Consider the following 26,260-nt stretch of genomic DNA (forward strand, 5'->3'; position numbering starts at 1 on the left):
GGCAGCGATGGAAGACGACACTTCGCGCCGGTCGGACCCGTTTCCGGCCTCCCCGCCTCTGCTTTGTCCGCCTGTCACAGGCGGATTTTTTTTGGCTGTGTCGTTGCCGACGGGAAGTCGCAACGCAAAGCGCGTGATCGCAAGATTCAACCATCCGCACGCGCGATCGCGACATCTTGAACCGTGCGTTCCCGCACGCAAACCGCCGTAGGCGTCGCACACGTCGGGTTGCGAGAAAGAAGTTATAAGAAATCGATCAAGACTTTCTCTAAACGATTCGAGTAGACCCTCAAATTCTCAAAGTTCATTCGATAAATGGTTTGATATCGATGCGCTGTCCGGCGCCGCTCAACGCATCGAATCGAAGGCATCGAAACGACGCGAAACGACGCCGGACAGCGACGTCTTTCAGGTCATCACCGGATCGGTCTCCAGGTTCGGCGATGGAATGATGCAGCCACTGAGCACGAGTGTTCGAGGGAAAGATGGGGGCAGTCAAGCTAATGATCTTCAGCCGGTCCGGCCGAATCGAGTGCAACGGCGAGACGCACGAAGTGCCGGCATGCAGCCTGGTTTTCACCAACGGCAATGCGACGGCGATTCCGGCGCGCGATGGCATCGATACCTACGTCTTCCATTCAGGGGACTTCCAGGACATCTACCGCGAGCTGCATGAACTGGCGAGCCGCTACCGACGAGGCACGCAGTTCTGGCGAGAACCGGTCAAACGGATCACGGTGCCCGAGGAAACGATCAACGTGATCCGGCATCTCGGTGCCGTCGAGCCGCGCGCGATGCTGCGCTTCGCCTATGTCTACTGCATGGGAACGGAGCCGGAATACTTCTCCCGGCTTCTGCACCATCTGATCGACAGCAGCCGCGACTTCTTCGAGTTCATCGAGGAGAACAGCAGGAGCGCGTGGCCAGTCACCCAGTACGCCAAGGCGCTCGGCATCCCGGTACGCAAGCTGAACGTGATGTTCTACGAGAAGTTCGGCGTATCGGCCAAGAACTGGCTGCTGGAGCGCCGGCTGCAGCGGGCGAGGGAGCTGCTGTTGCTGACGTCGATGAAGGTCACCGATATCGCGCAGGAGTGCGGCTTCAACAGCCATGCGCATTTCAGCGTCAGCTTCCGCCGCCGCTACGAGGCCAGCCCTCGTCTGCTGCGGCAACACCACCAGAGTATCAACGACGCGGCAAACGAGGAATAGAAGGCGATGAGTCTGAACACAATGATCGATGGCATGGACGGTCCGGTCGCGTCCGCCGGTTTCAACATGGCCGAAGCGGTGCAGCGCGCGGTGAGCACCGGCGAGACCACCGACTTCATCCTGGCCCAGAAGATGACGGCCGCCTTTACCAACATGACCGCGCTGCAAAGCTCGATCATCAAGGCGATGCACGACACCATCGCCGGCATCATCCAGAAGATCTAGCCATGCAGCGCTTGCCAGCCGAGGTCAGGCGCCTGCTGGTCGAGCTGGCGTTCGCCGCCGGCAACCAGCGCCTGCACGGCGAGATCGACGTCTTTCTCGATACGTTGCACCTGCTGGTCGACGACGAGCAGGATCGCGCGATCTGCCGCGCGCATCTCTACATGCACAGCGGCCGGCTCGTCGAGGCGCGTGCCTGCCTGGGCGACCGCGGCGATCCGCCGGCGCTGCTGCTGGCGATGCTGATCGCGGCCCGGCGCGATGACGCCACCGCGCCCCGTGTCATCGCGCCGTCGCCCCGCACGAGGCACTGAGCGGGCGCGCTCACCGAGTATCGAAGGCTTTCACTCATGAATATGGACCCCATCACCATCGCCGGCCAGATGCTGGCCAGCACGGCCGGCAAGGAACCGGCGGCGGCCGACATCCAGGCGTTCATGGAGGCGATGTCGGCCCGCGTGCCAAAGCCCGAGGCCATCGTCGCCGACGCGATGCGCAAGGCCGATGCCGCGGTTTCCGCCAAGGTCGAGGCGATCGGCGCCGGCACCGCGCTCGATCCTGCCGCGATGAAGCGGGCGCAGCAGGCGCTGCTCGAGATGCGCAACGGCGTCGACCTGATCGCGAAGATCGCGGGAACGCTGTCGCAATCGATCAACAAGCTGACGACGATGCAATGAAGCGCTTCCGCACGATCGCCCTGGCCGTGCTCGCCACCATCAGCATGGCCGGCTGCAAGATGACGCTGTACTCGAACGTCGGCGAGGCCGAGGCCAACCAGATGCTGGCCCTGCTGATGCTGCGCCATATCCCGGCGGACAAGGTGGTCGAGAAAGGCGGCACGGTGACGCTGCGCGTCGACAAGGGCGAATTCATCAATGCCGTCGAGGTGCTGCGGCAAAACGGTTATCCGCATCACAAGCGGCTTGGCATGGAAGACCTGTTTCCGTCGAACCAGCTGGTGACATCGCCCGCGCAGGAGCGCGCCAAGATGCAGTTGCTCAAGGAGCAGCAGCTCGAGAGCATGATCTCGGCGATGGACGGCGTGATCGGCGCGAAGGTGTCGATCGCGCAGAAAGTCGATGAAAACGGCAAGCCGACCGGCACGCCGTCGGCGGCGGTCTTCATCAAGTATTCGCCGCAGTTCAACCTCGGCAACTATGAGGTGCAGATCCGCAGTCTGATCCGCGATGGCATCCCCGATATCGCGTCCGATCAGATCAGCGTGGTGATGCAGGCCGCCGACTACCGCTATCAACCGCCCGCGGTCGAGGCGCCCGCGCCGCGCTGGCGCCAGTGGCTGCAGGCGCAGCCGGCGCAGGCAGCGGCCGCGGTGGCCGGCGGCGTGCTGGCCCTGTGCGGCATGGCGGGACTGTCGCTGTGGATCGCCCGTCGGAAGAGGAGTGCCGATGTCTGATGCCGCCAACGCCGAGGCACGCGTGCAACACGGCCTGTGCCCCGCGGTGCAGCGGCTGCATGCTCTCGCGTGGCGGCCCGGCGCGGTGATGCACCGGGGATGGTGGGGCTATCTCGGGCTGGACGCCTGGCAAGACGACTATCGGCGCCATCCAGGCAGCCGGCGGGCGCTCGATGCGCTGATCGTGCAGCGCCGCGGTTTCCCCTCGGCGCCGCTGCCCGCCACCTTGTCGGACGAGCAGCGCCGCCTGCTGGCCACGGAGCCGCGTTTGCCGATGCTGCTTGTCGCGCTCGGAGCGGTGGCCGCGCGGGCCCCCGAACTGTTGCTGCTGGGCGATTACCGCCGGCAATTGCTGGCGGTACTGGGCGACGACGGCTGCGACCAGCTGGCTGCGCTGGTGCCCGACGGCAAGGGTGAGGCCCTGAGCCGGCCGCCCGAGCAGATCGTCGAATGGCTGCGCGAACTCGGCAGGTTGTGGCTGGACCAGACATTGCCCGGCAGCACCGTCTGGCAGGCCTTGTCGATCTGCCTGCCACCGCCGGGCCCATTGCTGGCGACATCCCCGGCCGGTCTTGCCTTGCCGATGCTGTTTCGTCTGGAACGTCTGCTATGAATCCCTTTGGACTGACGATCGCCGCGGTGCGCGGCGAGTTGCCCGTGAGCGGCATCGTGCCGGCGGCAATGCTCGCGCAATACATCGACGCGGCCGCGGTGCTGCGCCGCAACCGGTCGCGGGCCGCCGCGGTGCTGCTGGCCAGCCGGCGCCATCGAGCGCGGGCTCGCCTTCAGGCCGAGCAGATCCTGGCCGAAGCCATGGACGAGGGCGAGCGACGCGCGGAGGCGGCGGCGCGGGCGGCCCACGACGCGATCTGCGAGGACGTGCTGCGCTGGCTGGTGCGCGAAGACGAACTGGAGGCGGTCATCGCGCAGCGGCTCGAGTCGCGATGCCGGAGGGTAATCGCCGATGCGGTCGCCAGCTTCGCCGGCGAGGCCGAGCGCGCGGCGTTGATCGCATGGCGCGTGGCGGCACGCTGGCGGGAACTGTCCTCGCACGGCGCCTTTACCTTGCGGCTGTGTCCCGACGACGTCGCCACGGTGGCGGCGCGACTGCCGGCGGAGCCGGGATTCACCATCAGCGCCGAGCCAGCGCTGGCCTCCGGCCAGGCACTGATCGACAGCCCCTACGTCCAGCTGCGCATCGATCTGGACCGCCATCTGTCCGTCCTGTTGGCGGCGATTGGCGTCGAGCCAAGCCCAGCGAGCCCGAGTGAAAGCGAGCCTGACGGGGTCAGCGAGAGCCACGACGAAAACGATCCGGATGCCCTCGCGAACCATCTCGACGGCCTCGTGGACGATCTGAACCAGATGGCAAGACGCCGGCTGCCGCCACCGCAACGCGACCCCGGCGTGCCGGATGCCGATTCGACGGGATGGCTCGCATGAACCCGAAGGTACAGGGCGCCAAGCCCGCCATTCCAACCGGCCCCGCGCCGGCGATTCTTCCAGGACAGGGCGGCGGTACGGCGAGCCGCGGGCCGCAGCAGGTCAGTCCGGCCCGTTCCGCGATGGATCTCGCGGCGCGCGCGCTCAATGCTTCCCGCCGTCTGCACGAAGCCGGTCTCAACAACGTGCACTCGTCCAAGCTGCATGCAGTGCTGCGCGGCGACCGCCGCAACGATGCGCTGTTGGCGCGGGCCTTCGTCGGCAAGCTGGCCAAGTCGCTGCTGGCCAACAAGGACCCCCGCATCGAGCAGCTGCTGCAGCAGTTCGGCGACATCGACGACGTCGACAGCCTGTTCGCCGCGATCGAACGCAGCGAGCTGCATCCCGCGGCGATGGCATTGCTGCTCGCCGCAATGGCGCAGCAGCACCGGCCGGGACGCAAGCGCAGCCGGCTGGAGGAGGCGCTGGAGCGGCGGCTCGGCGCCAGCGGCGATTGGGAACTGGCCATGCTTGGCTGGCTCGAGTTCGGCGCGATGACGCCGGAACTGATGTCGCAGCTGAAGTCGCTGTATCAGCGCGCCGGTGTGGTGCAGCAGGGCATGGCGGCGTTCCTGGACCAGCTGGCCGGCATCGGCGAGCGTCGGCGCAAGGTCAAGGTGCTGATCCGCGCGCTGGGCGCCGAACTGAGCGGGATCGAGGACGATGCGGCCGAGGGCATCAAGCTCGCCGCGGTAGTGCGCGACCTGAAACGCCTGCTGGTCTTCCTCGGATGCGAGGAGCAATGCGGCCGGATCGCGCGTGCCCTTGGCGAACCGCCGGTCGAGCCCGATACGGTGTTGCGGCTGCTGATTCGCATGGTCGACCAGCCGTGGCTTTACCACGACTGGATCCGCGGCGAGATCGAGGGCATGCAGCTGGGCCGCGAGCGCGGCTTCAAGCTGGCGCGGGACATCACCCGCCTGGCCAAGCTGCTGCCCGAGCCGTGCTTCCGCGACGACGATCACCGGCAGCAGGTGCTGACCGCACTGAACGAGTTCAACGACCGCGCCGAGAACGCGGACCCTGCCGAGGGCGACGCCACGGGCTGACGCGCCTTCAGGTATCCGCCCGATGCCGCGTGCCGCGCCTGCCGCGCACGATGGCGACACAGCAAGCAATGAGGACAGCAAGCGCGTACGGTGGCTCGCGCCGCCGGGGTCGTGCCTGGATCACCGATGGATATTGGAACGCTGCGCAATCTGGAGAATTTGTTTCGGCTGATGGACGTCAAGCCCGTCACGATCGAGCCGCGGGTCGAAATACGCGACGGCGAGATCCAGGTGTTCATGGAAGTACGCGACCGCCGCGTGCTGCTGTCGACGATGCGGACGGTCGATCCCTATGTGGCCGACGCCGCGCTGCGCTCGCTGCTGACGCGTTGGTCGCCGGCCTGCATGGCGGGCGTGCCGCTGCGGGTGTTCCGCGTCGACGACTGCCTGTTCGTGTCGGGTGCGATGCCGGCTGGCAGCGGCGCGGAGCTGTGGTACCGGACCGTCCGGGCACAACGCAGGCTGCTGGAAGCCTGCACGAAGGAGGAAGCATGAGGTTCGTCTTCGCGGCGTTGTTGTTGCCGCTGGCGCTGCTCTGGAGCACCGCGATCGTCGCGCTGGCACTGGCGCTGGTGCTCGGCGCGGTGGGCTTCGGCCTCGGCTGCCGGGCCGCCGCTGTGCTGGGCGACGTATTCCGTCGCGTCGCGCGGGCACGACGCGTGGCACGAGGCGGGGAACGGCCGTGATCAAGCGCCTCAGTACCTGGCTCGCCACCGTCGGCGGCCGGCAGGACGTGGTGCTGGCCGTGATGCTGATGGTGGCGGTCTTCATGATGATCCTGCCGCTGCCGACCATCCTGGTCGACCTGCTGATCGCCATCAACCTGGGACTCGCGCTGCTGTTGCTGATGACGGCGATCTATGTGCGCGATCCCCTGGACCTGTCCGCGCTGCCGTCGCTGCTGCTGATCACGACGCTGTTCCGCCTCGCGCTGACCGTCAGCACCAGCCGTCTGATCCTGCTGCAGCACGACGCGGGCGAAATCGTCACCGCTTTCGGCAATTTCGTCGTCGGCGGCAATCTCGCGGTCGGCATCATCGTGTTCTCGATCATCACGGTGGTGCAGTTCATCGTGATCACCAAGGGTGCGGAGCGCGTGGCGGAAGTGGGGGCGCGCTTCTCGCTCGACGCGATGCCCGGCAAGCAGATGAGCATCGATGGCGATCTGCGTGCCGGCACGATCGACGCCAGCGAAGCCAAGCGCCAGCGGCAGCTGGTGCAGAAGGAGAGCCAGCTGTATGGCGCGATGGATGGCTCGATGAAGTTCGTCAAGGGGGACGCGATCGCCGGCATCATCGTGATCCTCGTCAACATCGTCGGCGGCATCGCGGTCGGCACGATGCAGCACGATATGGGCGTCGGCAAGGCGCTCGAGGTCTATTCGGTGCTGTCGATCGGCGACGGCCTGATCGCGCAGATCCCGGCGCTGATCATCTCGATTGCCGCCGGTATCGTCGTGACGCGCGTGCCTGGCGAGAAGCGCGAAAACCTGGCGCAGGACCTGGTCAACCAGTTCTCGCGCCAGCCCAACGCGCTGATGATCGCCGCCGGCGTGCTGCTGCTGTTCGCGCTGGTGCCGGGCTTTCCCGCGGCGATCTTCATGCCGCTGGGCGTGCTGCTGGGGCTGATCGCGTTCCATGCGCGCCGCCGCGCTCGGGTCGCCGCCGCCAACAGCGCCGACCAGGGCGGGGCGGCCACCGACGGAGACGGCGATGCCCGCATGACCCCCGGTGCGGAGCCGCTGTCGCTGAAGCTGGCCAAGGATGTGGCGGCGCTGCCGGGCCTGGCCGACGCGTTGGAGGCGCTGCGCTGGCAGAAGTTCGAGCGGCTCGGTGTCGCGCTGCCGAAGGTCGACATGGCCGTCGACGCAGGCTTGCCCTCAGGCAGCTTCAGCGTGCTGCTGTACAGCGAGCCGGTGCTGAAGGTCGCCATGCCGGCAGGCCGGCTGCTGCTGGCTCGCCAGTCCAGCGCCATGCCGATCGCCGAGCGCGTCGACAACCTGCCGTTCGGCGGACTGACGCTGCAATGGATCGCCCCCGAGCACCATGCCTCGCTGGCGCAGTCAGGATTGTCGCTGCTTGCCGGCGCGCAGGCCGTGTCGTACGCCGCCGCGCTCGCCGTCGACCGCTTTGCCGACGAATTCATCGGCGTGCAAGAAACCCGCTATCTGATGGACGCGATGGAGGCCCGCTACGGCGAGCTGGTCAAGGAGCTGCAGCGCCAGCTGCCGATCAGCAAGGTCTCCGAGGTGCTGCAGCGGCTGGTGGCGGAAGGCATCTCGATCCGCGACCTGCGCACCATCTTCGAGGCCTTGATCGAGTGGTCGCCGAAGGAGAAGGAGACCGTGATGCTGACCGAGTACGTCCGCGTCGCGCTGCGACGCCAGATCGTCGGGCGCCATGCGCGCGGCGAAGGGCGCATCAACGTCTGGCTGATCGGCGACGGCATCGAGAACGTGATCCGCGACTCGGTGCGCCAGACCGCCGCCGGCGCCTATTCGACGTTGCAGGGCGACCAGATCGAAGCGATCGTCGCGCGCATCAAGGCCGGCATTGCCGGCCGCGAGGACATGGAGGGCGCGCTGGTCACCGCGATCGATGTGCGCCGCTTCCTGCGCAAGTTCCTCGAGCGGGAGCTGTTCAGCGTGCCGGTGTTGTCGTACCAGGAATTGGGCGACGACGTGCAGCTGCACGTGCTCGGCAATATCGACATGATCGGAGAGTACGACGATGCGTATGCCTGACGTCGATGCGATCGTCTCCCTGGTGGCCGGCCGCCTGACGCTGCCGGCGCTGGACGATGGCGTGGAGCGTTTCGGCCGGGTGGTCGAAGTCGGACCCACGCTGATCAAGGCCAGCCTGCCCGACGCGGCGCTGGCCGAGCTTTGCCTGATCGGCGCCGACGTGCAGGCGGAGGTGGTCGGCCTGCAGCGGGAGATCGCGCTGCTGTCGCCATTCTCAGAGCCGATCGGCATGAGCTGCGGCGCGCTGGTGCGTCCGCTCGGCACCGAGCATCGCATTCCGGTCGGGCCGCACCTGATCGGCTCGGTGGTCGACGGACTGGGCCGCCGGATGAGTGGTCCGCCGGTGCCGCCCGCATGCGAGACGCGCGCGCTGGAGGCCGCGGTGCCCGATCCGCTGACGCGCACGCTGATCGACCAGGTGCTGCCGCTGGGCGTGCGCGCGATCGACGGCATGCTGACCTGCGGCCGCGGCCAGCGGATCGGCATCTTTGCCGCCGCGGGCGGGGGCAAGAGCACGCTGCTGGGCATGATCTGCGACGGCAGCCTGGCCGATGTGGTGGTACTCGGACTGGTGGGCGAGCGCGGCAGGGAGGTGCGGGAGTTTCTCGACCAGACGCTGACCGCCGAGGCCAGGGAGCGGTCGGTGGTTGTGGTCTCCACTTCGGACCGTCCGGCGCTGGAACGCCTGAAGGCGGTCTATACCGCGACCACCATCGCCGAGTACTTCCGCGATCAGGGCCTGAACGTGCTGCTGATGGTCGATTCGCTGACGCGCTTTGCCCGCGCCGGCCGCGAGATCGGCCTGGCCGCCGGCGAGCTGCCGGCCGCCGGCAGCTTCCCGCCCAGCGTGTTCGCGCGCCTGCCGCGCCTGCTGGAGCGGGCCGGCTGCGCGGCCCACGGCAGCATCACCGGCATCTATACCGTACTGGTCGAAGGCGACGACATGACCGAGCCGATCGCCGACGAGGTCCGTTCGATCCTGGACGGCCATATCGTGCTGTCGCGCGAGCTCGCGGAGAAGAACCACTATCCGGCCATCGATATCCCGGCCAGCATCAGCCGCGTGATGCACCAGGTCACCAGCGAACCGCATCGGCAGTGGGCGGGAAAGGCACGCCGGCTGCTGGCCCAGTACAAGGAAATCGAACTGCTGGTGCGGGTCGGCGAATACGAACGCGGACACGACGCCGAGGCGGACGACGCGCTGGACCGTCGCGCCGGCCTCGACGCCTTCCTTTGCCAGGCGACCGGCGAGCGCGCCGACTACCAGGACACGTTGCGCCAGCTGCGGCAGGTCGTGGAGGGATGATGGCCAGGCCCAGCACCGCGCAGATGCTCGAGCAGTTGCGCACCATCAAGACGTGCCGCGAAGGCGTGCTGCGTCATCGCGCCCGCCGTATCGAGGCGGACATGCGCGAATGCCGGCAGCAGTCCGATACCCGCAAGGCCGAGCAGGCCGAACTGCGCGCGCAGTGGCGCGCCGCCAACCAGACCGAGCAGGCGGTCGGCCCGCGCGACTTCCACAAGCTCAAGCAACGGTTCGCCGATTTCTATCAGCGCGAACAGCAGCTGCAGTCTGCGCTGCGCAAGCTCGCCGATCAGCTCGCCGATTGCCAGGCGCAGGCGGCACGTCTTGCCCAGGCGCTGAAGGAAAACCTGCGCGGCCAGGAGAAGCTGGCCGCGCTGATCGAGGAGCAGCGATGAGTGTGGCTTCCGTAGGTACCGCGCCGCCCAAGGGCGGCCGCGATCGCGACGAGCGACGCAACGTGGAACCCCAGCAGACGGCGCAGTTCGATGCGGCGATGCGCCGGCGCAGGCGAGCCCGGGGACGGGGCGCGGAAGCGGACGAGGCCGCTGTGCCCCCGTCCGTGCCACCGGCATGGTGGCAGATGCTCGGCGCTGCGCGTGCCGAGCCGGCAGCGACGGCGGCCTGCGGTGGACCGGGCGATGGCCGCACCGCGACGGCGGCGTCCGGCGAGCTCGAGGCCGATCGCCTTGCACCGGGCGCGCAGGCCCGGCTGAGCGGCAACGCGTTGCATGTCCGCTTCACGCGGGGCGCCTGGGCCGGCATGGAACTGCAGGCATCGCTGCACGCGGGGCAGGTCGTCGTCACGCTGCGGCCGCTGAACCGCCAGCAGCACAAGCGCCTGGTCGAAGCGAAGGCGTCGCTGAGCGACGAGGTGGCCAGGCAGACCGGTGAAGTGATCCGATTGGAGGTAGCCGATGCTGCTCGATGAATGGAGCGACCAGGACCTGGAACTGGCGCGGGCGATCGGCCCGGGCCGGTCCGACGCCGCGGCCGGAGGCCGGCGCGCCGGTGCCGGCGGCAGTGCCGACGGCGATGGACCTGGCGCGCTGCAGGCGCTTCGGCGGCTCGATGCCCCCGACCCGCTCGCTGATTCGATGACGGATCCGCTGATGGATCCACGGCGGGGTCCGATCCGTGGGCTCGATCCGTTCGACGACGGATTCGACGCTGACCCCCTGCCTGACCCTCATGCCGATCGCTGCGACGGCGCGCGGGACCATGGCATCGGCGGTATTGGCGGCATCGACGACGCCGACGCGCACACCGAAGGCGCCGCGATCGTGCTGGACCTGAAGTCCAGCGGTGGCGACGGCGTGGTGCTGTCGATATCGATCGACGGGCAGCGTGCCCGCGCCTGGGTCGACGCCGAAGCCTGGTGCGAATGGCTGGCGCCGCGCCTGGCGGTCCAGCGTTTCCCGCAGATCCCGCCGGATCTGCTGGGATTGCTCGGCGATTGGACGCTGTTGCCGCTTCAGCACCGTGCCAGGCGGGCCGGTCTGGGCTTGCCGCGCTTTTGCTCTGCCGAGCCAGGCAGCTGCGTGCGCGCGATTGCGCCGACGCTGACGCTGTGCCGCGCCGATGCCGAACTGGACCTGCGCCTGCTCGACTGGCCCGAGACCTGGATCGCCGCGCTGGCGCAAACCATGGAGGACCGCCGGCCGCCGCTGACGATCCCGCCGATCCCCGTCGCGCTGGCCGCGGGGTGGGTGCGCCTGACCCGCGCACAGCTCGCGAGGCTGAGTCCGGGCGACGGCGTCGTGCTGGAGCGGCCCGCCGCGATCGAGCACGGCCACGCCTGGCTGGTCGCGGAACGCCCGCTGGCGCTGGCGTACCTTGCGCACGGCGCCTAGCATATCGAACACGCATGCAACGAGGAAATCAGCATGGAACAAGGGATCGAGGCCACGCTGCGCGGCAGCCAGCTCGACGACGGCAACATCGTTCTGACAGCGGTGGCGGAAGTGGGGCGCCTGTCGTTGTCGCTCGATACGCTGCGGGAGCTGCAGACCGGGCAGACGCTGGAGCTCGCCCATGCCAGCCACGGCCGGGTCACGCTGACGGTCTCGGGGCACGCGGTCGCCAGCGGCACGCTGCTGCGCGTCGGCGACAAGCTGGTGATGCGGATCGAGTGAAGGCCGGTGATTTCAGGCATGGGCCCGATGCCGGCGTTCGCCGGGCATGCCGAGAATGATCGCTCACCCACGGACCAGATCATGTCGCTTGCCGATCATCCTCTGCAGCTGATCCTGCTGCTGTTCGCGCTGTCGCTGCTGCCGCTGTTCATCGTGATGGGCACGGCCTTCCTGAAGATCTCGATCGTGCTGGCCACCCTGCGCAATGCGCTGGGCATCCAGCAGATTCCGCCGAACATGGCGATCTACGGGCTGTCTCTGGTGCTGACGCTGTTCATCATGGCGCCGGTGGGCATCGCGATCGGCGACAACCTGAAGGCCAATCCGCTCAGGATGGAAGCGCCGGACCTGTTCGGCCAGGTCGAAACCCGTGTGCTCGAACCCTACCGCGAGTTCATCAAGGGCAAGGCGAGCCCGCAGCAGGTCCGTTTCTTCATGGACATCGGCGAAAAGATGTGGCCCGAGCCCTATCGCAACCGGATCCCGGACGACTCGCTGGTGGTGCTGATTCCGGCGTTCACCGTCAGCGAACTGGTCGAGGCCTTCAAGATCGGCCTGCTGCTGTACCTGCCCTTCGTCGCCATCGACCTGATCGTCTCCAACGTGCTGCTGGCGATGGGGATGATGATGGTGTCCCCCGTGACGATCTCGCTGCCGATCAAGCTGCTGGTCTTCGTGCTGATCGGCGGTTGGGAAAAGTTGCTTGGCCAGCTGATCCAGTCCTATCTATGAGCAACGAAATCATTGCGCAGCTGGCATCCAACCTGCTGTGGCTGGTGCTGATGCTGTCGCTGCCGGTGGTCGTCGTGGCCTCGGTGGTCGGCGTGCTGGTCAGCCTCGTGCAGGCGCTGACCCAGGTCCAGGACCAGACCATCCAGTTCCTGCTGAAGCTGATCGCGGTCTGCGTCACGCTGGTGATGACCTATCACTGGATGGGTGCGACGCTGATCGGCTATACGAACATGGCGTTCGAGCAGATTTCCGTGATGGGGAAATAGGTGGACGGCTGGCAGCATATCGTTCCGACGCTCGCCCTGACGATGCTGCGTCCGCTCGGCATGTTGGCGCTGATGCCGATGTTCTCGGCACGCGCGCTTGGCGGCGGCCTGATCCGCAATGCGCTGGTGCTGGTGATGGCGCTGCCCGCGCTGCCGATGCAGCTGGGGCATGCCGCCGAACTCGCGGGCCGCCTCGGCGAGCTGTCGGTGTCGTCCCTCGCCGTGCTGGTGATGCAGGAGTTCGTGATCGGACTGGTGATGGGCTTCTGCGCGACCATTCCGTTCTGGGCGATCGACATGGCCAGCACCGTGATCGATACCGTGCGGGGGACCTCGATGGCGTCGGTGCTGAACCCGATGCTGGAAGAACAGTCGTCGGTGTTCGGCGTGCTGTTTACGCAAGTCCTTGCCGTGCTGTTCCTGGTAGGCGGCGGCTTCAACGCGATGCTGACCGCGCTGTACGCGTCGTATCAGAGCATGCCGATGCTCGGCGGCTGGCATCTGTCGGCGAGCTTCCCCGGCTTTATCGCGCACCAGTGGCAGATGATGATGGAGCTGTGCATCGGCTTCGCGCTGCCCGCGCTGGTGGTGATGGTGCTGATCGACGCCGCGCTGGGCCTGGTCAACCGCTCGGCGCAGCAATTGAACGTGTTCTTTGTCGCGATGCCGATCAAGAGCGCGCTGGCGCTGTTCGTGCTGGCGATCGGCATGAGCTACGCGCTCGGCGCCTTCCAGCAGCGCTTCGATGCCTTCGGCGGCGTGGTCGCCAATCTGCTCGGGACCATGCGATGAGCGAGAAGACCGAACAGCCGACGCCGAAGAAGATCCGCGACGCGCGCCAGGAAGGCCAGATCGCCAAGAGCGTGGAGATTGCCACCGGCATCCAGCTGGCGGTGCTGCTCGGCTATTTCTGGGTGCGCGGCGAGGACATCGTCGACGCCTTCCAGAACATCATCGAGGTGGCGATTGCCAGCATCGGCGAGCCGCTGCGCGTCGCCATGGGGCGCGTGGCGACGGTTACCGGCATGCTGATGCTGCATCTGCTGGCGCCGGTCGGCATCGTGCTCGTTCTGGCCACCGTCGGCGTGGTGATGGCGCAGATCGGTCCGCTGTTCGCGCCGAAGTTCATCAAGCCAAAGGGGAAGCGCGTCAGCCCGCTGAAGAACGCGAAGCAGCTGTTCTCGCTGCGCTCGCTGTTCGAGTTCGGCAAGTCGCTGCTCAAGGTGTCGATCCTCGGCATTGCCTTCTATCTGCTGATCAAGCGCTACCTCCACTCCTTCCAGTTCCTGCCGCTGTGCGGTACCGAATGCGGGCTGCGGGTCACCGGCGTGCTGATCGGCTGGCTGTGGGCCATCCTGGTGCTGTTCTACGTGGTGTTCGCCATCGCCGATCTGGCGTTCCAGAAGCGCAGCCTGACCAGGCAGCTGATGATGAGCCGCGACGAGATCCAGAAGGAATTCAAGAACACCGAGGGCGACCCGCACATCAAGCACAAGCGCAAGGAGATCCATCGCGATATCCAGAGCGGCAGCATGGCGGCCAATGTCAAGCGGTCGACCGCGGTGGTGCGCAACCCCACCCATGTCGCGGTCTGCCTGTATTTCGTGCCCGGCGAGACGCCGCTGCCGCAGGTCATCGAGAAGGGCGCGGATGCGCGCGCGAGACGAATGATCGCGATCGCCGAAGAGGCAGGCGTCCCGATGGTCGAGCAGGTCCATGTCGCGCGCCGGCTGTATGCGCGGACCGACATCGGCGACTACATCCCCGCCGAGCTGTTCGAGCCGGTGGCCGAGATCCTGAGCCTGGTCAGCGAGATGAGGCAGGCGGAGGAGGCGCTGGACGGCGATCTGGATGGCGATCCGGACGACGAACCGGACGCGGAACCGGACGCCGATTCGGAATGCGGCGCCGAAGCCGGCACCGAAGCCGATTCCGACACCGACGCCGCCAGCCCGAAGCCGGGCCCGGACGGTGGCGCCGATCCTCGCGGCGATGGCGGCCGCGGCCCACGTTCCGATCCCGGTCGCCCTGCCGATCGCTAGGCCGGCACCGGGGACGGTTTCCCAAATTGGAGAGCGCATTCGTGATGAGGACGATAACGGCGGTCCCGGTGATCGCCTTGCTCGGCGGCCTGATGGCAGGCGTTGCTCACGCCGACGATCCGGCGCCGTCGGCGGCGTGGAACGCAATCGAGCCGCGAGCGGAGCCGGGCGACGACCAGGGCGGTGGCCGGCGCGCCGGCGCGTTCGGCAATGTCTGGGCCGTGCAGAGCGCCGCGGAGCGGGAGGCGAGGGCCATCGCCGATAGCGAGCGCGATGCATCGCCTGCCGCGACATCGCCAATGCCGACGGCACCTGCCGCGCCTGCGCCTGCGCTCCGCCAACCTCGTGGCGGGGGGGGCGTCGATGTCGGCCGGCTGGCGCTCGGCACGTTGGCACGGCACGCCGCGCGCGCCATGGGGCAGGACAACGCGCGCGTGCTCGGTCTCGATGCCATCGCGCCGACCGTCGAAGCGCCGATGGCCCGCGCCGATGCGCCACCGCCGGCGCCCGCGGCGCCGCACGCGCGCACCGTCGCCTTCCAGCGAGATTTGGCTGTAGAGGGCAGCGTATCGAGCCGGGACCTGCCCGGCGCGCGCGCCTCGATGCGGCCGCGCCACGGGCAACTGGCGCTGGCGCCGCCGAATACGCGGCTGGCATCGGCCTACGACGAGCTGATCGACGAAGTCGCGCGCCGGCACGATGTCGCGCCGCATCTGGTCCGGGCGGTGATCAAGGTCGAATCGAATTTCCAGCCGAACGCGCGCTCGCCAAAGGGCGCGGTCGGCCTGATGCAGGTGATGCCCGCGACCGGGCGACGCTTCGGCGCCGCCGATCTGCGCGATCCGCGCAGCAATCTGAGCGCCGGCACGCAGTATCTGCGCTGGCTGCTGAACCGCTTCGACGAGGACCTGACCCTCGCGCTGGCGGCCTACAACGCCGGCGAGGGCGCGGTCGAAAAGTACGGCCGCCGCATTCCGCCGTTTGCCGAAACGCAGGGCTACGTCAGCAAGGTGCTGGCGCATCTCGGCCTGGCGGCGGGGACCGAGGCAGCGTCGTTGCGAGCCATCCCGGCGGCCGGCGGCGAGGCCCGTGGCAACGGTGGTATTGCCGACGCGCGAGCCGCCGGCACGATCGCGAGCCGTGCCGACGATGGCGGCGGGGCAAAGGCGGCCCGCACGGCAAGGGCCGGAACCAACGGCACCGTGGCACGCCAGCAGGCCGATGCGGCGCTGCGCTCCGTGTCGAACTGGCTCGGCGCGGTGCTGACGTCGAGCGCGCGGCCGCCGAGCCGCGCGGCGACGGAGGAGGCGGCGACCGACAGGACGGCGACCGACAGGACGGCGACGGACAGGACGGCGACCGACAGGGCGGCCACGGTACCGGCCATGGCGGCGGATGCGTCCGTCGACGGGGCGACCTGGACGCGCTTGCCGCTTCCGGAGCCAGTACGCAGGGGACCGGCCTGATGTCGCTGCTGCAAACCATGCCGCCACCACCGCCATCGCAACCATCGCGCTGCGCCGGCGCGCGGCTTTCAGGTCATGACCGGATCACGCCGTCGCGGCCGCTACCCGATGATGCATCGATGAACCCGCCGTCCCTTCCCGGCCAGCGCGGCGCCACCGGCTGGCTGCGCAAGCTGATGGATTGTCCCAGTGTCGCGGTGATCGCCGCCAATGGGCCCACCGCGCAGATCGAGGTCGGCGGTGTGCCGGCCCGCGCGTGGTGGCTCGAGGCGGGACTGTGCGTCGGCCTGCGGCTCGAGCTCGGCGCCGCACCTGCCGAGGGCTGGCTCGATGACGCGACGCTGTCGCTGGCGGCGACACCGGCCGCAATTGATGACGCGCTGGCGATCGATGGCCAGGCGTGGCTGCTGTGGCATCGCTACGACCACGACATCGAAGCCAGGCAACTGGAAGAACGGCTTGCGCTGCAACTGGCGCTGGCGCGCCGGCTTTCGGAGAGCGCGCAGTCCGCAGCGGCCGGACCGGGTTCGGAGATTGGAAGATTGATATGAACGCAATGCAGCTTGGCAGGCTGTCGCTTGTTGCCGCGGCCCTGGTCCTCGCGCTGAAGGCGCAGGCGGCATCGGGCCCGCTGGGGCTGTCTGGCCCGGAATTCTCGGTGTCTTCGCGCGGCATGAAGGTCGCCGCGCTGTTGCGCGATCTCGGCGCCAACTATGGCGTGCCGGTGATCGTCAGCCCGGACGTCAACGATACCTTCGTCGGCACGCTCGAAGGCCGCCAGCCGGAGCGGCTGCTCGACCAGCTGGCGCAGCTGTACAACCTCGCCTGGTATTTCGACGGCCGCGTGCTCTATGCCTACAAGGCCGGCGAGGTTCGAACCGAAGTCGTCACGCCGTCCTATCTCGATGCGAACGAGCTGGCGCAGTATCTGCGCGAGGCCGGCGTGTTCAAGGGCGGTACCTGCTCGGTGCGGCCGGTCAGCAATTTCAATGCGGTCGAGGTGTTCGGCGTGCCGGTCTGCGTGCAGCGGATCGGCAAGCTGGCCAAGGACCTCGACGAGAAGACGCTGAATCAGACGCAGAACAAGGAGGTCGTGCAGGTCTTTCCGCTGCGCTATGCCTCGGCCGTCGACGGCGCCTACACCTACCGCGACCAGCAGGTCGTGATTCCGGGCGTGGTCACCGAGCTGCGCGAAATGGTCCGCAGCCGTGCGATCCCGGCACCGACCGAAAGTGGGCAGGTGGTGCCGCCGGCCGGCACGCAGCCGACCTTCTCGGCCGACGCGCGCAACAACGCGGTGATCGTGCGCGACCGCAAGGCCAATATCCCGCTGTACGCCGAGCTGATCCGGCAGCTCGATCAGCGGCCGCGGCAGATCGAGATTTCGGTGGCGATCATCGACGTGGACGCGGCGGACATGCGGGAGCTGGGCCTCGATATCGGCGGCAGCGTCGGCCTGGGCAAGTCGCGCATCAGCTTCAATGCCGGCAATGCCGCGGCCGCCGATGGCACCTTCTCGACGGTGCTGAGCAACACCGCCGACTTCTTCGTCCGCATCAATGCGCTGGAGCAGAACTCCAAGGCCAAGGTGCTGTCGCGCCCGTCGGTGGTCACGCTGAACAACGTGCAGGCGGTGCTCGACCGCAACATCACCTTCTACACCAAGCTGCAGGGCAACAAGGTCGCCGAGCTGGCCTCGGTCGCGGCCGGCTCGCTGCTGCGCGTGACCCCGCGTCTGATCGACATGCAAGGCGAGCAGGAGGTAATGCTGACGCTCGATATCCAGGACGGCCGGCAGGAGCCGCCGGCCAACAACATCGAGCAGCTGCCGCAGGTGCGCAATTCCGGCATTGCCACGCAGGCGATCCTGCGGCCGGGCCAGAGCCTGCTGCTGGGCGGTTTCGTCGAGGAGAAGCAGCGCCAGGGCCAACGCAAGATTCCGCTGCTGGGCGACCTGCCGCTGGTCGGCGGCCTGTTCCGCAACGAGACCCGGGAGAACCTGAGCGTCGTGCGGCTGTTCCTGATCAAGGCGGAACCGCACGCCCTCAACTGAAGTGGTCATGAAATACCGATACCAGATCAAGATCCTCAGCGGACCGCTGGCCGGACGGCGGCTGCGCTTGCCCGAGGGCGAATTCACGATCGGCGGCGCCGACCCCGACCTCGACGCGATGCTCGAGGGCGGTGGCCGTGCGGTGCTCGACTGCACCGAACAGGGCGTGCTGCTGCGCACCGAGGTACCCGTATGGATAGAAGGCGTGCCCACCCGGCCGGAAGAGTCGCCGTTGCCGCTGGAAAAGGTCGTCGACATCGGTGGCCTTGCGCTGCTGGTCGGCGATGCCGGGCGGACGCTGCCCGAGCGCAAGGTGCCGCCACGGCGCGACGGTCGCCGCGGCATGGCGGCGACCGTGCTGGCCTACGCCGGCCTGGTGCTGCTGATGTCCGGCAGCGCGGGCGCGGCGATCTGGGCCTACGGGATGCTGCAGCCGGACAGCGCCGTGGTCGATCGCGACGAATGGCTGGCCGAATGGCGCAAGCGCGCGCGGCAGCAGGGCATCGACGTCGCCACCCAGCAGGACGGGCTGACGGTGCTCGGCGGCAGTTGCCTGGATTCGAGTGCGCGCAACGCGCTGGTCGACAAGCTGCGCGAGCACGGCAAGCCGTATCGCGACAACACCTTGTGCCAGGACGAACTGGTGCGCAACGTGCAGGCGGTGCTGAACCTGCATGGCTTTGGCGAGGCCCGCGCGCGGCCCGGCCCGGCGGGCGGCACGGTGGTCATCCAGGGCACGATCCACGCCGACGCGCGCTGGCGCCGGGCGGTGTCGATGCTGTCGTCGATGCAGGGCCTGCAGCGGTGGTCGGTCGAAGACCCGGTCGGCGCCAGCGTCAAGACGCTGATCGGCATGCTGCGCGATGCGGGGCTGATCGGCCGGCTCAGCGTCGCGCGCGAGAGGGACATGATTCTGATCACCGGCGTGCTCGACGAGGGCGGGCAGCGCAGCCTGTCCGCGGTCACGCACGCGTTCGCCGGCTCCCATCCCGACGCACCCAAGGTCATTTTCCAGAACATCCCGACCCGGCCGATCCAGACAGGCATCTTTCCCGCGCCGGTGGTCAGCTTCGGCGGCAGCGGCGAGCTGGCCTTTCTCGATCTGGCCAACGGCACGCGGCTGAAGACCGGCAGCCGGCTGCCGGCCGGCCACGTGATCGTGCATCTGGACCGCAACGGCATCGATCTCGAGCGCGAGGGCGAGCTGATGCATCTACCGCTGGAGCTTTGATGGAACCGACCCCGACCGCTACTTCCCCCCTGTATGGCACCAGCATCGAAGGGCGTCTTGCCGAGGACCGCGACGGCGCGCTGCGCAAGCAGCTGCGCGCCGAACTGGCGCGCGCACGCCGGGCCATCGACGCGCAGCTGCTTGAGCCGCAGACGCCGGAGGCCTTCGCCAGGCTGACCGCGCTGCGCGAGGTATGTGCGGCGGGGACACGCACGATCGACAAGATCTGGCGCCGCCTCGCGGAAACGCAAGCGTAGGCGGCGCGCCGGGTCGGCGCGCTTGGCGGCCAATTTCGCGGCCAATTCGGCGGCCAATTCGGCGGCCAATTCGGCGGCCAATTCGGCAACGCAGTCGGCGGCGATTTGGCGCAATACCCGAACGCAAACCAAATGCTTTAGCACCCCGGATTTTTCAATAGATTCATGAAGCCTTGATCCGTAGAGTCACCACAACGGGCTTCGAATGGAGAAGCAAGATGGAAGAAGAGCAATTGTGGAAGCAGGCCGTGGAAACCCTCGAACGTCTGCGCGCGACGCTGCAAAAGGAAATGAACGACTGGGCCGAAATCGAACGGCGCATCGACGATCTGCAGCTGCGGGCGACCAGGGACCCCAAGGCCGCGCAAGAGCTGGCCGCGCTGGCCGCCTTCCTGGAAGCGAGCCGCAACAACGGCGATGACATCCAGGGCCGGATGGAGCAGCTGCAGGCCATGATCAAGGAAATGAACCTGCGCGCCGCGCAGGACCGCCGCGAGATCGAACGCTACAAGCAAAAGGTGTTCGGTGCGGGGGGTGATGAACAACAAACCGCTCCGGTGCCGCCTCGCGCCGAGGGCACGGCGGAAAAGCCCAAGAAACGCGTGCGCCGTTTTGCATGACGAGGCCGTCCTGTCTTGAATCTTGAATATTGAATTGGAGTAGAAGAATGCCTGGACAAATACAAACGCGGCCCAATCCGGAGCTGCTGCTGCAAACCGATGCGCCTGCCAAGGAGGTGCCTCTGATGAACGCCGATCCCGCGCCGTTTGCCGGCGGGCTGCTGGTGCCGCGCAACTACGACACCAAGCCGGTCACCGATTCCGCCTGCTTCGCGATGATGTTCCAGGCGATCGAGAACCAGCGACTCGAAGTCGGCTCGCGCATGGACGAGTACAAGTGGAACAACGAAATGGCGCGCGCGATCGAGAGGCTGAAGAACGCGACCCAGATCGCGATCGACAAGGACATCGGTTCCGATCCGAACAAGACCACCACGCTGCCGAGCGATGTCGCCCGCTACATGTGGGACAACAACCTGCAGATCGACGGCGTCTTTCCCCGCAAATACGCAAGCTTCGAGGAATTCGCGGGTCAGAAATACTCGGCCGCCCAGTTGCGCACTGCCATCGGCAGCCTGGATATCAAGAAGACCGAGTACACCGACATGAACAGCCAGTACATGCAGCAGACCAATATTGCGCTGAGCCTGCTGCAGGTGGTCCAGCAACTGCTGACGTCGCTGATCGACATGGTCAAGCGCATCAAGGAACAGATCACGTCGAAGGTCTGATCGCGCAAGCCAGGGGAGAGCACCGTGCAAAGCGTGCTGAAGCAGGCAAGCCCATCCGCAGCGGCGTCGGTTGCCAAGACCGGCCTCGTCGACGGCGATCGCGATCCGGCGCCTGACGAGCCGATCGCAGCGAACGAGCCGAACGAGCCGGACGAACCGAACGAGCCGAACGAGCCGGACGAGCCGGACGACCAGAACGCGGCCCGGCAGGACGTCGAGCGCTATTTCGCCGAAGGCGGAAGCCTGCGCGAATTGTTCGGGCTCGATGCGGCCGCGCTCGAGGTCCTGTACACGTACGCCTGCCAGCGGTACGAGACGAACGATCACGAGGGCGCGCGGCAGCTCTTCCTTGCGCTGGCGGCGATCGACCCGCACGGCTACGACTACTGGCTGTCGCTGGGGCTGAGCCTGCAGAAGCTGCATCGGCACGACGAGGCGATCTACTGCTTCACGCGCTGCGCACAACTGCGCATGTGGGAGCCGAAGCCGCCCTATCTGGCCGGCATCAGCCTGCAGCTATGCGGCGAGTACCAAAGAGCGGCGCAAGCCTATTCGGCCGCGATCGGTTGGTGCGGGGAACAAAAGCCATACCAGGAACTGCGCGGTCTCGCCGAACAATCGTTGCGGTCGCTGCAGGCATTGCAGCCTGCAACGGCCCTGACGGCCGAGGACGCACGCATGGAGGGAGGAAAGCAATGATCGGTGCCAATGCACTACAGCCCATCGGGCTGGTTCCCGGCGGGGAGAGGCGGGAACGCCTCGATACGCAGTGGGAGGCGAGCGGACCCGGCCGGACCGGCCCGGTCGGCGGCAGTACGGCCACGCGCGTCACCATGCCGGTGGCTTCGGGGCCGGCGGTCGGGGAGGCCGATCAGGCCGACGAGGTCGCTCGAGCCGCGGCCCTTGCCGCTTCGCTGTTGAAGCCACCGCCGCCGGCGCTGCGGGAGGTTGACCGGCGAACCGCCGAGCGCGCCTGGGACAGCGTCATGGATGTGTTGTCCGGCGCGTTCCGTGCCGCGAAGGCGGCTTCGAAGCAGGACGAACAGGGAGTGCAACTGGCGCTGAACGAGCTCGGTAGCGCGACCGAATCGATGCACGCGTTCTATCGGCGCGCGCTGAATCCCGAGGCGGTGCTGATGGAACTGCAGGTCGAGAGCGGCATCTTCACGGCCGAAATGATGAAGGCCAACCTCGACCACACGCTGGCGCTGCGCAAGGAAGAAATGGCGGCGATCGAAGAGAAGCAACGCAAGGAGCAGGAGGCCGCCGAGAAGCAGAAGCAGATGCAGCAGAAGGCGGGCAAGGGGCAGGTCCTCGGCCTGGTGCTGAACTGGGCCATGGCCGCCGCGCAGGTCGTGACCGGCGCGTTGAAGATCGCCACCGGGCAGCCCCAGGGCGCCATCGACCTCGCGGCCGGCCTGGTGGGATTGGCGAAATGCACGCTGCAGACCATCGAGATGGCTCACCCCGAACTCGCCGGCAAGCTTCGCCACCATATCGACGAACTGGCGAAATGGGAAATGGGCTTGAGCGTGGTGGCCGGCCTCGCCAGCGTGGTCTCGGTGGCGAGGATCGCCAAGGCGGCCAACGCGATCCTCGGCACGGCAGCCGGCGAGCTGCTGACCACCGGCGTGGAGCAGGGTGGCAAGCGAATCAGTTCGGTCGGCGTGACGCTGGTCAATGCGATGGAGAAGGGCGGTGACGCCGCCGAGGCCGCTTCGCAGCTGCTCAAGAACATCGCCCAGACCCTGGTCGACGATGTCGCCGTGCAGCTGCGCAGTTCGCTGCGGGTTGCCGGCGGCAGCCAGAAGCTGGCGGAGGCGTTCGCCAGGTCGTTCACCAACGAGGCGGTGCAGAAATTGGTCGAGCAGTCGCTGTGGCAGGCTGCCCGGCAGATGCGCGGACTGACCACCGAGGTCATCCAGTCGACCTTCATCGACCAGGTCAAGAAGCAGCTGACGCTGGCGTCGATGCGTGCGGCGGTCAATTTCACGGCCGCGCTGGAGGCGGCGTCGACGACGGCGCGGGTGGTCGCACCGGCGGCGCAGCAGATCACCGTCAATGCGCTGCGCATCGAGGGCGCCAACAACAAGGAAGAGATCGAACGCGTGATGATCCACGCGATGATGCTGCAGTTCCTGATCGACTTGATCGGCCGGCAGATCAAGGAGAACAAGAACGCGCTCGAACGGGTCACCCAGGACCATATCGACAATACCGAGAACATCACCAACGCAATCGGTGAGGTTCGCGACGTGGCACTGCAGGCGGTGACCGCCGGCGTTTGATTGCCGACAGTCGTTCCCTTTTCAAGAAGCGGGCGGTGGCGCCGCATCGGCCGGTCGCCGCCGCCGGCATCGCGCAAGCGATTTCACTGATTTCACAGGAGCAGCAACGATGAACACCATCACCAATCCGGCTGGCGTCGCGACGCAGCAGCCGATCACCGTGCCGGGCGCCTCGGCGCCCGACAGCGAGACAAAGTCGGCCCAGGCCATGATCCTCGAATTCCAGGCATTGATGAGGAAGCTGTACAACACCTATGTGGAGTGCCATGCCGCGCTCGAGAAGAACGTGGCGGAGCTGCAGAAGCTCGCCTACCAACGGGCCATCGAGGCGAAGGACCAGCGCAAGAACGCCGAGGTGGGCAGCGGCATCACCGGGATCGTCACCGGCGGGTTCAGCCTGCTGTGCGGCATCGGCGGCGGCGTGTACGGCATCAAGAATCCGCAGATGGGTTTCGGCATGGGCGCGGACATGGGCTCCCATCTGGGGACTCCGGCCGGCAATATCGGCAATATGGTCGGGCAGATCGTCACCGCCGGCACGCGCGGCAAGGCGGAGGAGGCGCAGATTCATGCCGATCTGGCCCGCAACGTCTCGGACTCGGCGGCACGCGACGCAGGCAAGGCACGCGACAACGCCGACCAGCATCACGATCAGTATCTGCGTGAAGCTGGCCAGCTGACGCAGGAAATGATCGCGGCCATCAAGGCCACGGTCGCTCCGCGGTAATCGGTCGTGGCGGCGCCGAACCATTCCGGCTGTGAATCGCGGCACGCTGCGGCCGTCGTGCCGGCGGATCCGGTCACCGGCTTTCTGCTGTCCCGCGGCCTGCAGACGGACATTGCCTATCTCGGCGAATCGGCCTTCGAGCTGGGGCGCCGCGTCTGCTTTGCCGGGCTGGATCTGATCTACCGCTTCGAGCAGGGCACCCTGCTGATCTGCGATATCGCGGCGTACGAGGAGTCCGGCGCATCTCCGCCGGGTTCGCCGGATTCACGGGCTCGGCCGCGCGCTCCAGGCGACGTCGGCGGCGCGATGCGCACGCTGGTATCGCTGATCCATGCGATCGAGCGATCGGTGCCCGAGGTCGAAACAGTCGAAGGGCGGGTACCGTTGATGGGCGGCAAGGCGGCCAAAGCGGCCAATGCAGTTGACGAGGGCGACGGGGGCGAAGTCGACGAGCGGCAGCTTGGCCGGCGCTTGCTGTCGCTCTATTGCAAGCTCGGCGCGCAATGCGGACCGGATGACGATGCGGGCATGGTTCGGGTTCGATATCGGATGCGAGGCGGCACACGGCAGGGGCGGCCGGCACCGCCGTGATGCCGGATGACGCTACGACCCCGAACGGTGCGGGCCGCATCGCCCGGAGCGGAGATGGGATCGTGCCAGCGCCATCAGATGTCGATCAGTCCCAGCCGCCGCGCCCATGTGGACAGGTCCGCGACGTTGTGGGCGTCGAGCTTGCGCATCAGGTTCATCCGATGCGTCTCGACGGTCTTCAGGCTGATCGACAGTCGCTCGGCGACACGGCGGTTGGTGTGTCCCTCGGCGACCAGCTTCAGTATCTGCCGCTCGCGCGGCGTCAGGCCCGCGGCGGCCACGTGGCTGCCGTCGCTTCCCTCGGCGCGGCGCATCGCGTCGACCTGTTCGAGGTCGATGTCGGGGTCCAGATAGGCCATGTCCTGCCGAACCGCGTGCAGTGCCGCCATCAGCTTTTCCAGGCTGCTGCGTTTGAGCACGTAGGCGTGCGCGCCGGCGCGCAGCGCGGCCGCCGCGCGGTTCTCGGAATGCATGCCGGCCAGTACCACGACCCGGATGCCTGGCCATCTGCGGCGAATCGTCGCAATGGCATCGACGCCGTCGAGCGAGCGCAACTGGAGGTCCATCAGGATCAGATCGGGATGGAGCTGCAGGCAGGCATGGACGGCGCCGTGGCCGTCCGAGGCTTCGCCGACGATGTCGACGGTCGGATCGGCCTTGGTCAGCAGGGACTTCAGGCCCTCGCGCATCACGGCGTGATCGTCGACGAGGACCACCCGCGTGGCGGGGAGATGCGGGGCAATGGGGCGGCGCGCCGACTGCACCAGGCGAGGCAGTACGGCGAGGCCGTTCAACGTTTGCGTTTGGATAGTCATGTGTTGCTCCGAAGACTATGCCGGAAGCCGAGTTGCGTCCGATGCCAGGTGTTGGCTCGATGGCCCTCGGTTCAGGATGGCGCCAGTCTAGGTAGCGACAATGAGCAATAAATGATGGAACGATGAGATGGAAATGAGGGCCGCCGATCGGCAGCATCGACACCCGGTATCGAGTTCGATCGATGCCATCGATCGGCGTGTGAACGACGCCACTGGAGCGCGACATGAACAGACTGGATGGATTTGACCGCCTGCTGGCGGAGTTCGGCGAATCGATCGGGATTCCCGAAATGGCGTTCGACGAGGATGGCTTGTGCCATATCCGCGTCGACGAGGAGTACCCGATCACCTTCCGCCGCGATGACGACAACCATAATCTGGTGCTGGTCGGACTGATCGCCGAGGAACTGCCGCAGCGGCTCGGCCGCGAACTGGTCGGCGAGATGCTGGCCACCGGGGTCGAGCCGCTGCGCGACCACGGCGCGGCGCTGGGGCTGGAGCCGCAGTCCGGCACGCTGATCCTGCATCAGACCATGCCGCTGGCGAAGATCGACCGCACGGTCCTGGAGACGTTGCTGGGCAACTTCATCCTGATGCAGAAGGACTGGTCGGCGCGGATCGCCGGTGCGGATGCCGAGGGCCCCGACGCGGACCCGGCCGGACAGGCCGGAACCCGAGCAGGCCATGCACTGCCACCCGGCCCGTCGGCAGGCCGGCCGCCCGCACCCGGCGGTGCCGCGGGCGCGCCCGGTGCGCCTGGCGCGAAGTCCGGCGCGCCGGGCGCCGGCCAGTCCGGCCCCAAGGCCCCGGCCAAGCCGGCCGCGACGGAGCCGCGCTATCACCCGCATCTGCATCACCGCTGATCGCTGGGCCAGTGGGGCCAGTGGGGCCATTGGGGTCAGTGGGTCAGTGGGTCAGTGGGTTACTGGGTTACTGGGT

The 26,260-nt window shown here is 67.4% G+C and carries 33 protein-coding genes; 32 read left to right on the forward strand and 1 reads right to left on the reverse strand.

What is annotated here, in order from left to right; all coding sequences use genetic code 11:
• Nucleotides 1-503 precede the first annotated feature (503 nt).
• The 31 genes from FOB47_RS03940 (at nt 504) to FOB47_RS04090 (ending at nt 24,506) form a co-directional block, all read left to right on the forward strand.
• Nucleotides 504-1,211 (forward strand): helix-turn-helix transcriptional regulator, encoded by a 708-nt coding sequence (locus tag FOB47_RS03940; RefSeq protein WP_174780012.1) that lies wholly within the window; start codon nt 504-506, stop codon nt 1,209-1,211.
• A 6-nt stretch (nt 1,212-1,217) separates the two neighbouring features.
• Nucleotides 1,218-1,436, forward strand: a complete 219-nt coding sequence (locus FOB47_RS03945) for an EscF/YscF/HrpA family type III secretion system needle major subunit (RefSeq protein ID WP_082371780.1) — start codon at nt 1,218-1,220, stop codon at nt 1,434-1,436.
• 2 nt (nt 1,437-1,438) lie between these two features.
• The gene (locus tag FOB47_RS03950) at nt 1,439-1,747 is read left to right on the forward strand and encodes a DUF1039 domain-containing protein (protein WP_174780013.1); all 309 of its coding nucleotides are present in this window, start codon (nt 1,439-1,441) and stop codon (nt 1,745-1,747) included.
• Nucleotides 1,748-1,783: 36 nt separating this feature from the next.
• Nucleotides 1,784-2,110 carry a type III secretion system inner rod subunit SctI gene (gene sctI / locus FOB47_RS03955; protein ID WP_174780014.1) on the forward strand — a complete coding sequence of 109 codons (327 nt, stop codon included), beginning with the start codon at nt 1,784-1,786 and terminating at the stop codon, nt 2,108-2,110.
• The gene (sctJ, locus tag FOB47_RS03960; RefSeq protein WP_174780015.1) at nt 2,107-2,847 is read left to right on the forward strand and encodes a type III secretion system inner membrane ring lipoprotein SctJ; all 741 of its coding nucleotides are present in this window, start codon (nt 2,107-2,109) and stop codon (nt 2,845-2,847) included. The genes sctI and sctJ overlap by 4 nt, the downstream gene beginning before the upstream one ends.
• Nucleotides 2,840-3,460, forward strand: a complete 621-nt coding sequence (locus FOB47_RS03965; RefSeq protein WP_174780016.1) for a type III secretion system domain-containing protein — start codon at nt 2,840-2,842, stop codon at nt 3,458-3,460. Before sctJ ends, FOB47_RS03965 begins: the two co-directional genes overlap by 8 nt.
• Nucleotides 3,461-3,504: 44 nt before the next feature.
• Nucleotides 3,505-4,290, forward strand: coding sequence for a hypothetical protein (locus FOB47_RS03970; protein ID WP_174780017.1), 786 nt, complete (start codon nt 3,505-3,507; stop codon nt 4,288-4,290).
• Nucleotides 4,287-5,378: a TyeA family type III secretion system gatekeeper subunit gene (locus tag FOB47_RS03975; RefSeq protein WP_174780018.1), complete on the forward strand. Its 1,092-nt coding sequence runs from the start codon at nt 4,287-4,289 to the stop codon at nt 5,376-5,378. The genes FOB47_RS03970 and FOB47_RS03975 overlap by 4 nt, the downstream gene beginning before the upstream one ends.
• Nucleotides 5,379-5,504: 126 nt before the next feature.
• The gene (locus FOB47_RS03980) at nt 5,505-5,873 is read left to right on the forward strand and encodes a hypothetical protein (RefSeq protein ID WP_174780019.1); all 369 of its coding nucleotides are present in this window, start codon (nt 5,505-5,507) and stop codon (nt 5,871-5,873) included.
• On the forward strand, nt 5,870-6,064 hold the full coding sequence (locus FOB47_RS03985) for a hypothetical protein (RefSeq protein ID WP_053824130.1): 195 nt from the start codon (nt 5,870-5,872) through the stop codon (nt 6,062-6,064). The genes FOB47_RS03980 and FOB47_RS03985 overlap by 4 nt, the downstream gene beginning before the upstream one ends.
• Nucleotides 6,061-8,121 (forward strand): EscV/YscV/HrcV family type III secretion system export apparatus protein, encoded by a 2,061-nt coding sequence (locus FOB47_RS03990; RefSeq protein ID WP_276512680.1) that lies wholly within the window; start codon nt 6,061-6,063, stop codon nt 8,119-8,121. Before FOB47_RS03985 ends, FOB47_RS03990 begins: the two co-directional genes overlap by 4 nt.
• Nucleotides 8,108-9,430: a type III secretion system ATPase SctN gene (gene sctN, locus FOB47_RS03995; RefSeq protein ID WP_244959284.1), complete on the forward strand. Its 1,323-nt coding sequence runs from the start codon at nt 8,108-8,110 to the stop codon at nt 9,428-9,430. Before FOB47_RS03990 ends, sctN begins: the two co-directional genes overlap by 14 nt.
• On the forward strand, nt 9,430-9,825 hold the full coding sequence (locus FOB47_RS04000) for a hypothetical protein (RefSeq protein ID WP_174780020.1): 396 nt from the start codon (nt 9,430-9,432) through the stop codon (nt 9,823-9,825). The genes sctN and FOB47_RS04000 overlap by 1 nt, the downstream gene beginning before the upstream one ends.
• Nucleotides 9,822-10,358, forward strand: a complete 537-nt coding sequence (locus tag FOB47_RS04005) for a hypothetical protein (RefSeq protein ID WP_174780021.1) — start codon at nt 9,822-9,824, stop codon at nt 10,356-10,358. The genes FOB47_RS04000 and FOB47_RS04005 overlap by 4 nt, the downstream gene beginning before the upstream one ends.
• On the forward strand, nt 10,345-11,280 hold the full coding sequence (locus tag FOB47_RS04010; protein ID WP_174780022.1) for a hypothetical protein: 936 nt from the start codon (nt 10,345-10,347) through the stop codon (nt 11,278-11,280). The genes FOB47_RS04005 and FOB47_RS04010 overlap by 14 nt, the downstream gene beginning before the upstream one ends.
• A 33-nt stretch (nt 11,281-11,313) precedes the next feature.
• The gene (locus FOB47_RS04015; protein WP_174780023.1) at nt 11,314-11,562 is read left to right on the forward strand and encodes a FliM/FliN family flagellar motor switch protein; all 249 of its coding nucleotides are present in this window, start codon (nt 11,314-11,316) and stop codon (nt 11,560-11,562) included.
• Nucleotides 11,563-11,643: 81 nt separating this feature from the next.
• The gene (gene sctR, locus FOB47_RS04020) at nt 11,644-12,294 is read left to right on the forward strand and encodes a type III secretion system export apparatus subunit SctR (protein WP_053824663.1); all 651 of its coding nucleotides are present in this window, start codon (nt 11,644-11,646) and stop codon (nt 12,292-12,294) included.
• On the forward strand, nt 12,291-12,560 hold the full coding sequence (sctS, locus tag FOB47_RS04025) for a type III secretion system export apparatus subunit SctS (RefSeq protein ID WP_006579921.1): 270 nt from the start codon (nt 12,291-12,293) through the stop codon (nt 12,558-12,560). The genes sctR and sctS overlap by 4 nt, the downstream gene beginning before the upstream one ends.
• Nucleotides 12,561-13,352, forward strand: a complete 792-nt coding sequence (gene sctT / locus FOB47_RS04030; RefSeq protein ID WP_151021927.1) for a type III secretion system export apparatus subunit SctT — start codon at nt 12,561-12,563, stop codon at nt 13,350-13,352.
• The gene (locus FOB47_RS04035) at nt 13,349-14,602 is read left to right on the forward strand and encodes an EscU/YscU/HrcU family type III secretion system export apparatus switch protein (protein ID WP_174780024.1); all 1,254 of its coding nucleotides are present in this window, start codon (nt 13,349-13,351) and stop codon (nt 14,600-14,602) included. The genes sctT and FOB47_RS04035 overlap by 4 nt, the downstream gene beginning before the upstream one ends.
• Nucleotides 14,603-14,628: 26 nt before the next feature.
• Nucleotides 14,629-16,068, forward strand: a complete 1,440-nt coding sequence (locus FOB47_RS26360; RefSeq protein ID WP_420839241.1) for a lytic transglycosylase domain-containing protein — start codon at nt 14,629-14,631, stop codon at nt 16,066-16,068.
• A 119-nt stretch (nt 16,069-16,187) separates the two neighbouring features.
• Nucleotides 16,188-16,619, forward strand: coding sequence for a hypothetical protein (locus FOB47_RS04045; protein ID WP_174780025.1), 432 nt, complete (start codon nt 16,188-16,190; stop codon nt 16,617-16,619).
• On the forward strand, nt 16,616-18,121 hold the full coding sequence (locus FOB47_RS04050) for an EscC/YscC/HrcC family type III secretion system outer membrane ring protein (RefSeq protein ID WP_174780026.1): 1,506 nt from the start codon (nt 16,616-16,618) through the stop codon (nt 18,119-18,121). The genes FOB47_RS04045 and FOB47_RS04050 overlap by 4 nt, the downstream gene beginning before the upstream one ends.
• 7 nt (nt 18,122-18,128) lie before the next feature.
• Nucleotides 18,129-19,352: a type III secretion system inner membrane ring subunit SctD gene (gene sctD / locus FOB47_RS04055; RefSeq protein WP_174780027.1), complete on the forward strand. Its 1,224-nt coding sequence runs from the start codon at nt 18,129-18,131 to the stop codon at nt 19,350-19,352.
• The gene (locus FOB47_RS04060) at nt 19,352-19,609 is read left to right on the forward strand and encodes an EscE/YscE/SsaE family type III secretion system needle protein co-chaperone (RefSeq protein ID WP_174780028.1); all 258 of its coding nucleotides are present in this window, start codon (nt 19,352-19,354) and stop codon (nt 19,607-19,609) included. The genes sctD and FOB47_RS04060 overlap by 1 nt, the downstream gene beginning before the upstream one ends.
• 218 nt (nt 19,610-19,827) lie before the next feature.
• Entirely contained in the window at nt 19,828-20,229 is a 402-nt protein-coding gene (locus FOB47_RS04065) for a hypothetical protein (protein ID WP_174780029.1), read from the forward strand.
• A 47-nt stretch (nt 20,230-20,276) separates the two neighbouring features.
• Nucleotides 20,277-20,900 (forward strand): hypothetical protein, encoded by a 624-nt coding sequence (locus FOB47_RS04070; RefSeq protein ID WP_174780030.1) that lies wholly within the window; start codon nt 20,277-20,279, stop codon nt 20,898-20,900.
• Between the two features lie 24 nt (nt 20,901-20,924).
• Nucleotides 20,925-21,599, forward strand: coding sequence for a SycD/LcrH family type III secretion system chaperone (locus tag FOB47_RS04075; protein WP_174780031.1), 675 nt, complete (start codon nt 20,925-20,927; stop codon nt 21,597-21,599).
• 287 nt (nt 21,600-21,886) lie between these two features.
• Nucleotides 21,887-23,188: a type III secretion system translocon subunit SseC family protein gene (gene sctE / locus FOB47_RS04080; protein WP_174780032.1), complete on the forward strand. Its 1,302-nt coding sequence runs from the start codon at nt 21,887-21,889 to the stop codon at nt 23,186-23,188.
• A gap of 109 nt (nt 23,189-23,297) precedes the next feature.
• A complete protein-coding gene (locus FOB47_RS04085) occupies nt 23,298-23,915 on the forward strand; it encodes a hypothetical protein (RefSeq protein ID WP_174780033.1) in 618 nt (205 codons plus the stop codon).
• Nucleotides 23,916-23,972: 57 nt separating this feature from the next.
• Nucleotides 23,973-24,506 (forward strand): hypothetical protein, encoded by a 534-nt coding sequence (locus FOB47_RS04090; RefSeq protein WP_174780034.1) that lies wholly within the window; start codon nt 23,973-23,975, stop codon nt 24,504-24,506.
• 74 nt (nt 24,507-24,580) lie between these two features.
• Here the strand turns inward: FOB47_RS04090 and FOB47_RS04095 are convergent, their stop codons facing one another.
• The gene (locus tag FOB47_RS04095; protein ID WP_226994959.1) at nt 24,581-25,321 is read right to left on the reverse strand and encodes a response regulator; all 741 of its coding nucleotides are present in this window, start codon (nt 25,319-25,321) and stop codon (nt 24,581-24,583) included.
• Between the two features lie 224 nt (nt 25,322-25,545).
• Between FOB47_RS04095 and FOB47_RS04100 the strand changes: the two genes are divergently transcribed.
• Complete coding sequence (locus FOB47_RS04100) at nt 25,546-26,184, forward strand: type III secretion system chaperone (protein WP_174780035.1); 639 nt, start codon at nt 25,546-25,548, stop codon at nt 26,182-26,184.
• The last annotated feature ends 76 nt before the right edge of the window (nt 26,185-26,260 follow it).

It is taken from the genome of Cupriavidus gilardii, assembly GCF_013347325.1.
Taxonomy (GTDB): Bacteria; Pseudomonadota; Gammaproteobacteria; order Burkholderiales; family Burkholderiaceae; genus Cupriavidus; species Cupriavidus gilardii.

Excerpts from the sequence above, each read along its gene's own strand:
- FOB47_RS03945 (WP_082371780.1), top strand. The coding sequence starts at position 1,218 with ATGAGTCTGAACACAATGATCGATGGCATGGACGGTCCGGTCGCGTCC.
- FOB47_RS03975 (WP_174780018.1), top strand. The coding sequence starts at position 4,287 with ATGAACCCGAAGGTACAGGGCGCCAAGCCCGCCATTCCAACCGGCCCC.
- FOB47_RS04035 (WP_174780024.1), top strand. The coding sequence starts at position 13,349 with ATGAGCGAGAAGACCGAACAGCCGACGCCGAAGAAGATCCGCGACGCG.
- sctR (WP_053824663.1), top strand. The coding sequence starts at position 11,644 with ATGTCGCTTGCCGATCATCCTCTGCAGCTGATCCTGCTGCTGTTCGCG.
- sctI (WP_174780014.1), top strand. The coding sequence starts at position 1,784 with ATGAATATGGACCCCATCACCATCGCCGGCCAGATGCTGGCCAGCACG.
- sctE (WP_174780032.1), top strand. The coding sequence starts at position 21,887 with ATGGATGTGTTGTCCGGCGCGTTCCGTGCCGCGAAGGCGGCTTCGAAG.
- FOB47_RS03985 (WP_053824130.1), top strand. The coding sequence starts at position 5,870 with ATGAGGTTCGTCTTCGCGGCGTTGTTGTTGCCGCTGGCGCTGCTCTGG.
- FOB47_RS04085 (WP_174780033.1), top strand. The coding sequence starts at position 23,298 with ATGAACACCATCACCAATCCGGCTGGCGTCGCGACGCAGCAGCCGATC.
- FOB47_RS04065 (WP_174780029.1), top strand. The coding sequence starts at position 19,828 with ATGGAAGAAGAGCAATTGTGGAAGCAGGCCGTGGAAACCCTCGAACGT.
- sctN (WP_244959284.1), top strand. The coding sequence starts at position 8,108 with ATGCGTATGCCTGACGTCGATGCGATCGTCTCCCTGGTGGCCGGCCGC.
- FOB47_RS03950 (WP_174780013.1), top strand. The coding sequence starts at position 1,439 with ATGCAGCGCTTGCCAGCCGAGGTCAGGCGCCTGCTGGTCGAGCTGGCG.
- FOB47_RS04060 (WP_174780028.1), top strand. The coding sequence starts at position 19,352 with ATGGAACCGACCCCGACCGCTACTTCCCCCCTGTATGGCACCAGCATC.
- FOB47_RS03940 (WP_174780012.1), top strand. The coding sequence starts at position 504 with ATGATCTTCAGCCGGTCCGGCCGAATCGAGTGCAACGGCGAGACGCAC.
- FOB47_RS04050 (WP_174780026.1), top strand. The coding sequence starts at position 16,616 with ATGAACGCAATGCAGCTTGGCAGGCTGTCGCTTGTTGCCGCGGCCCTG.
- sctD (WP_174780027.1), top strand. The coding sequence starts at position 18,129 with ATGAAATACCGATACCAGATCAAGATCCTCAGCGGACCGCTGGCCGGA.
- FOB47_RS03980 (WP_174780019.1), top strand. The coding sequence starts at position 5,505 with ATGGATATTGGAACGCTGCGCAATCTGGAGAATTTGTTTCGGCTGATG.
- FOB47_RS04010 (WP_174780022.1), top strand. The coding sequence starts at position 10,345 with ATGCTGCTCGATGAATGGAGCGACCAGGACCTGGAACTGGCGCGGGCG.
- sctJ (WP_174780015.1), top strand. The coding sequence starts at position 2,107 with ATGAAGCGCTTCCGCACGATCGCCCTGGCCGTGCTCGCCACCATCAGC.
- FOB47_RS03965 (WP_174780016.1), top strand. The coding sequence starts at position 2,840 with ATGTCTGATGCCGCCAACGCCGAGGCACGCGTGCAACACGGCCTGTGC.
- FOB47_RS04015 (WP_174780023.1), top strand. The coding sequence starts at position 11,314 with ATGGAACAAGGGATCGAGGCCACGCTGCGCGGCAGCCAGCTCGACGAC.
- FOB47_RS04095 (WP_226994959.1), bottom strand. The coding sequence starts at position 25,321 with ATGACTATCCAAACGCAAACGTTGAACGGCCTCGCCGTACTGCCTCGC.
- FOB47_RS04045 (WP_174780025.1), top strand. The coding sequence starts at position 16,188 with ATGAACCCGCCGTCCCTTCCCGGCCAGCGCGGCGCCACCGGCTGGCTG.
- sctS (WP_006579921.1), top strand. The coding sequence starts at position 12,291 with ATGAGCAACGAAATCATTGCGCAGCTGGCATCCAACCTGCTGTGGCTG.
- FOB47_RS04100 (WP_174780035.1), top strand. The coding sequence starts at position 25,546 with ATGAACAGACTGGATGGATTTGACCGCCTGCTGGCGGAGTTCGGCGAA.
- FOB47_RS04000 (WP_174780020.1), top strand. The coding sequence starts at position 9,430 with ATGGCCAGGCCCAGCACCGCGCAGATGCTCGAGCAGTTGCGCACCATC.
- FOB47_RS04070 (WP_174780030.1), top strand. The coding sequence starts at position 20,277 with ATGCCTGGACAAATACAAACGCGGCCCAATCCGGAGCTGCTGCTGCAA.
- FOB47_RS04005 (WP_174780021.1), top strand. The coding sequence starts at position 9,822 with ATGAGTGTGGCTTCCGTAGGTACCGCGCCGCCCAAGGGCGGCCGCGAT.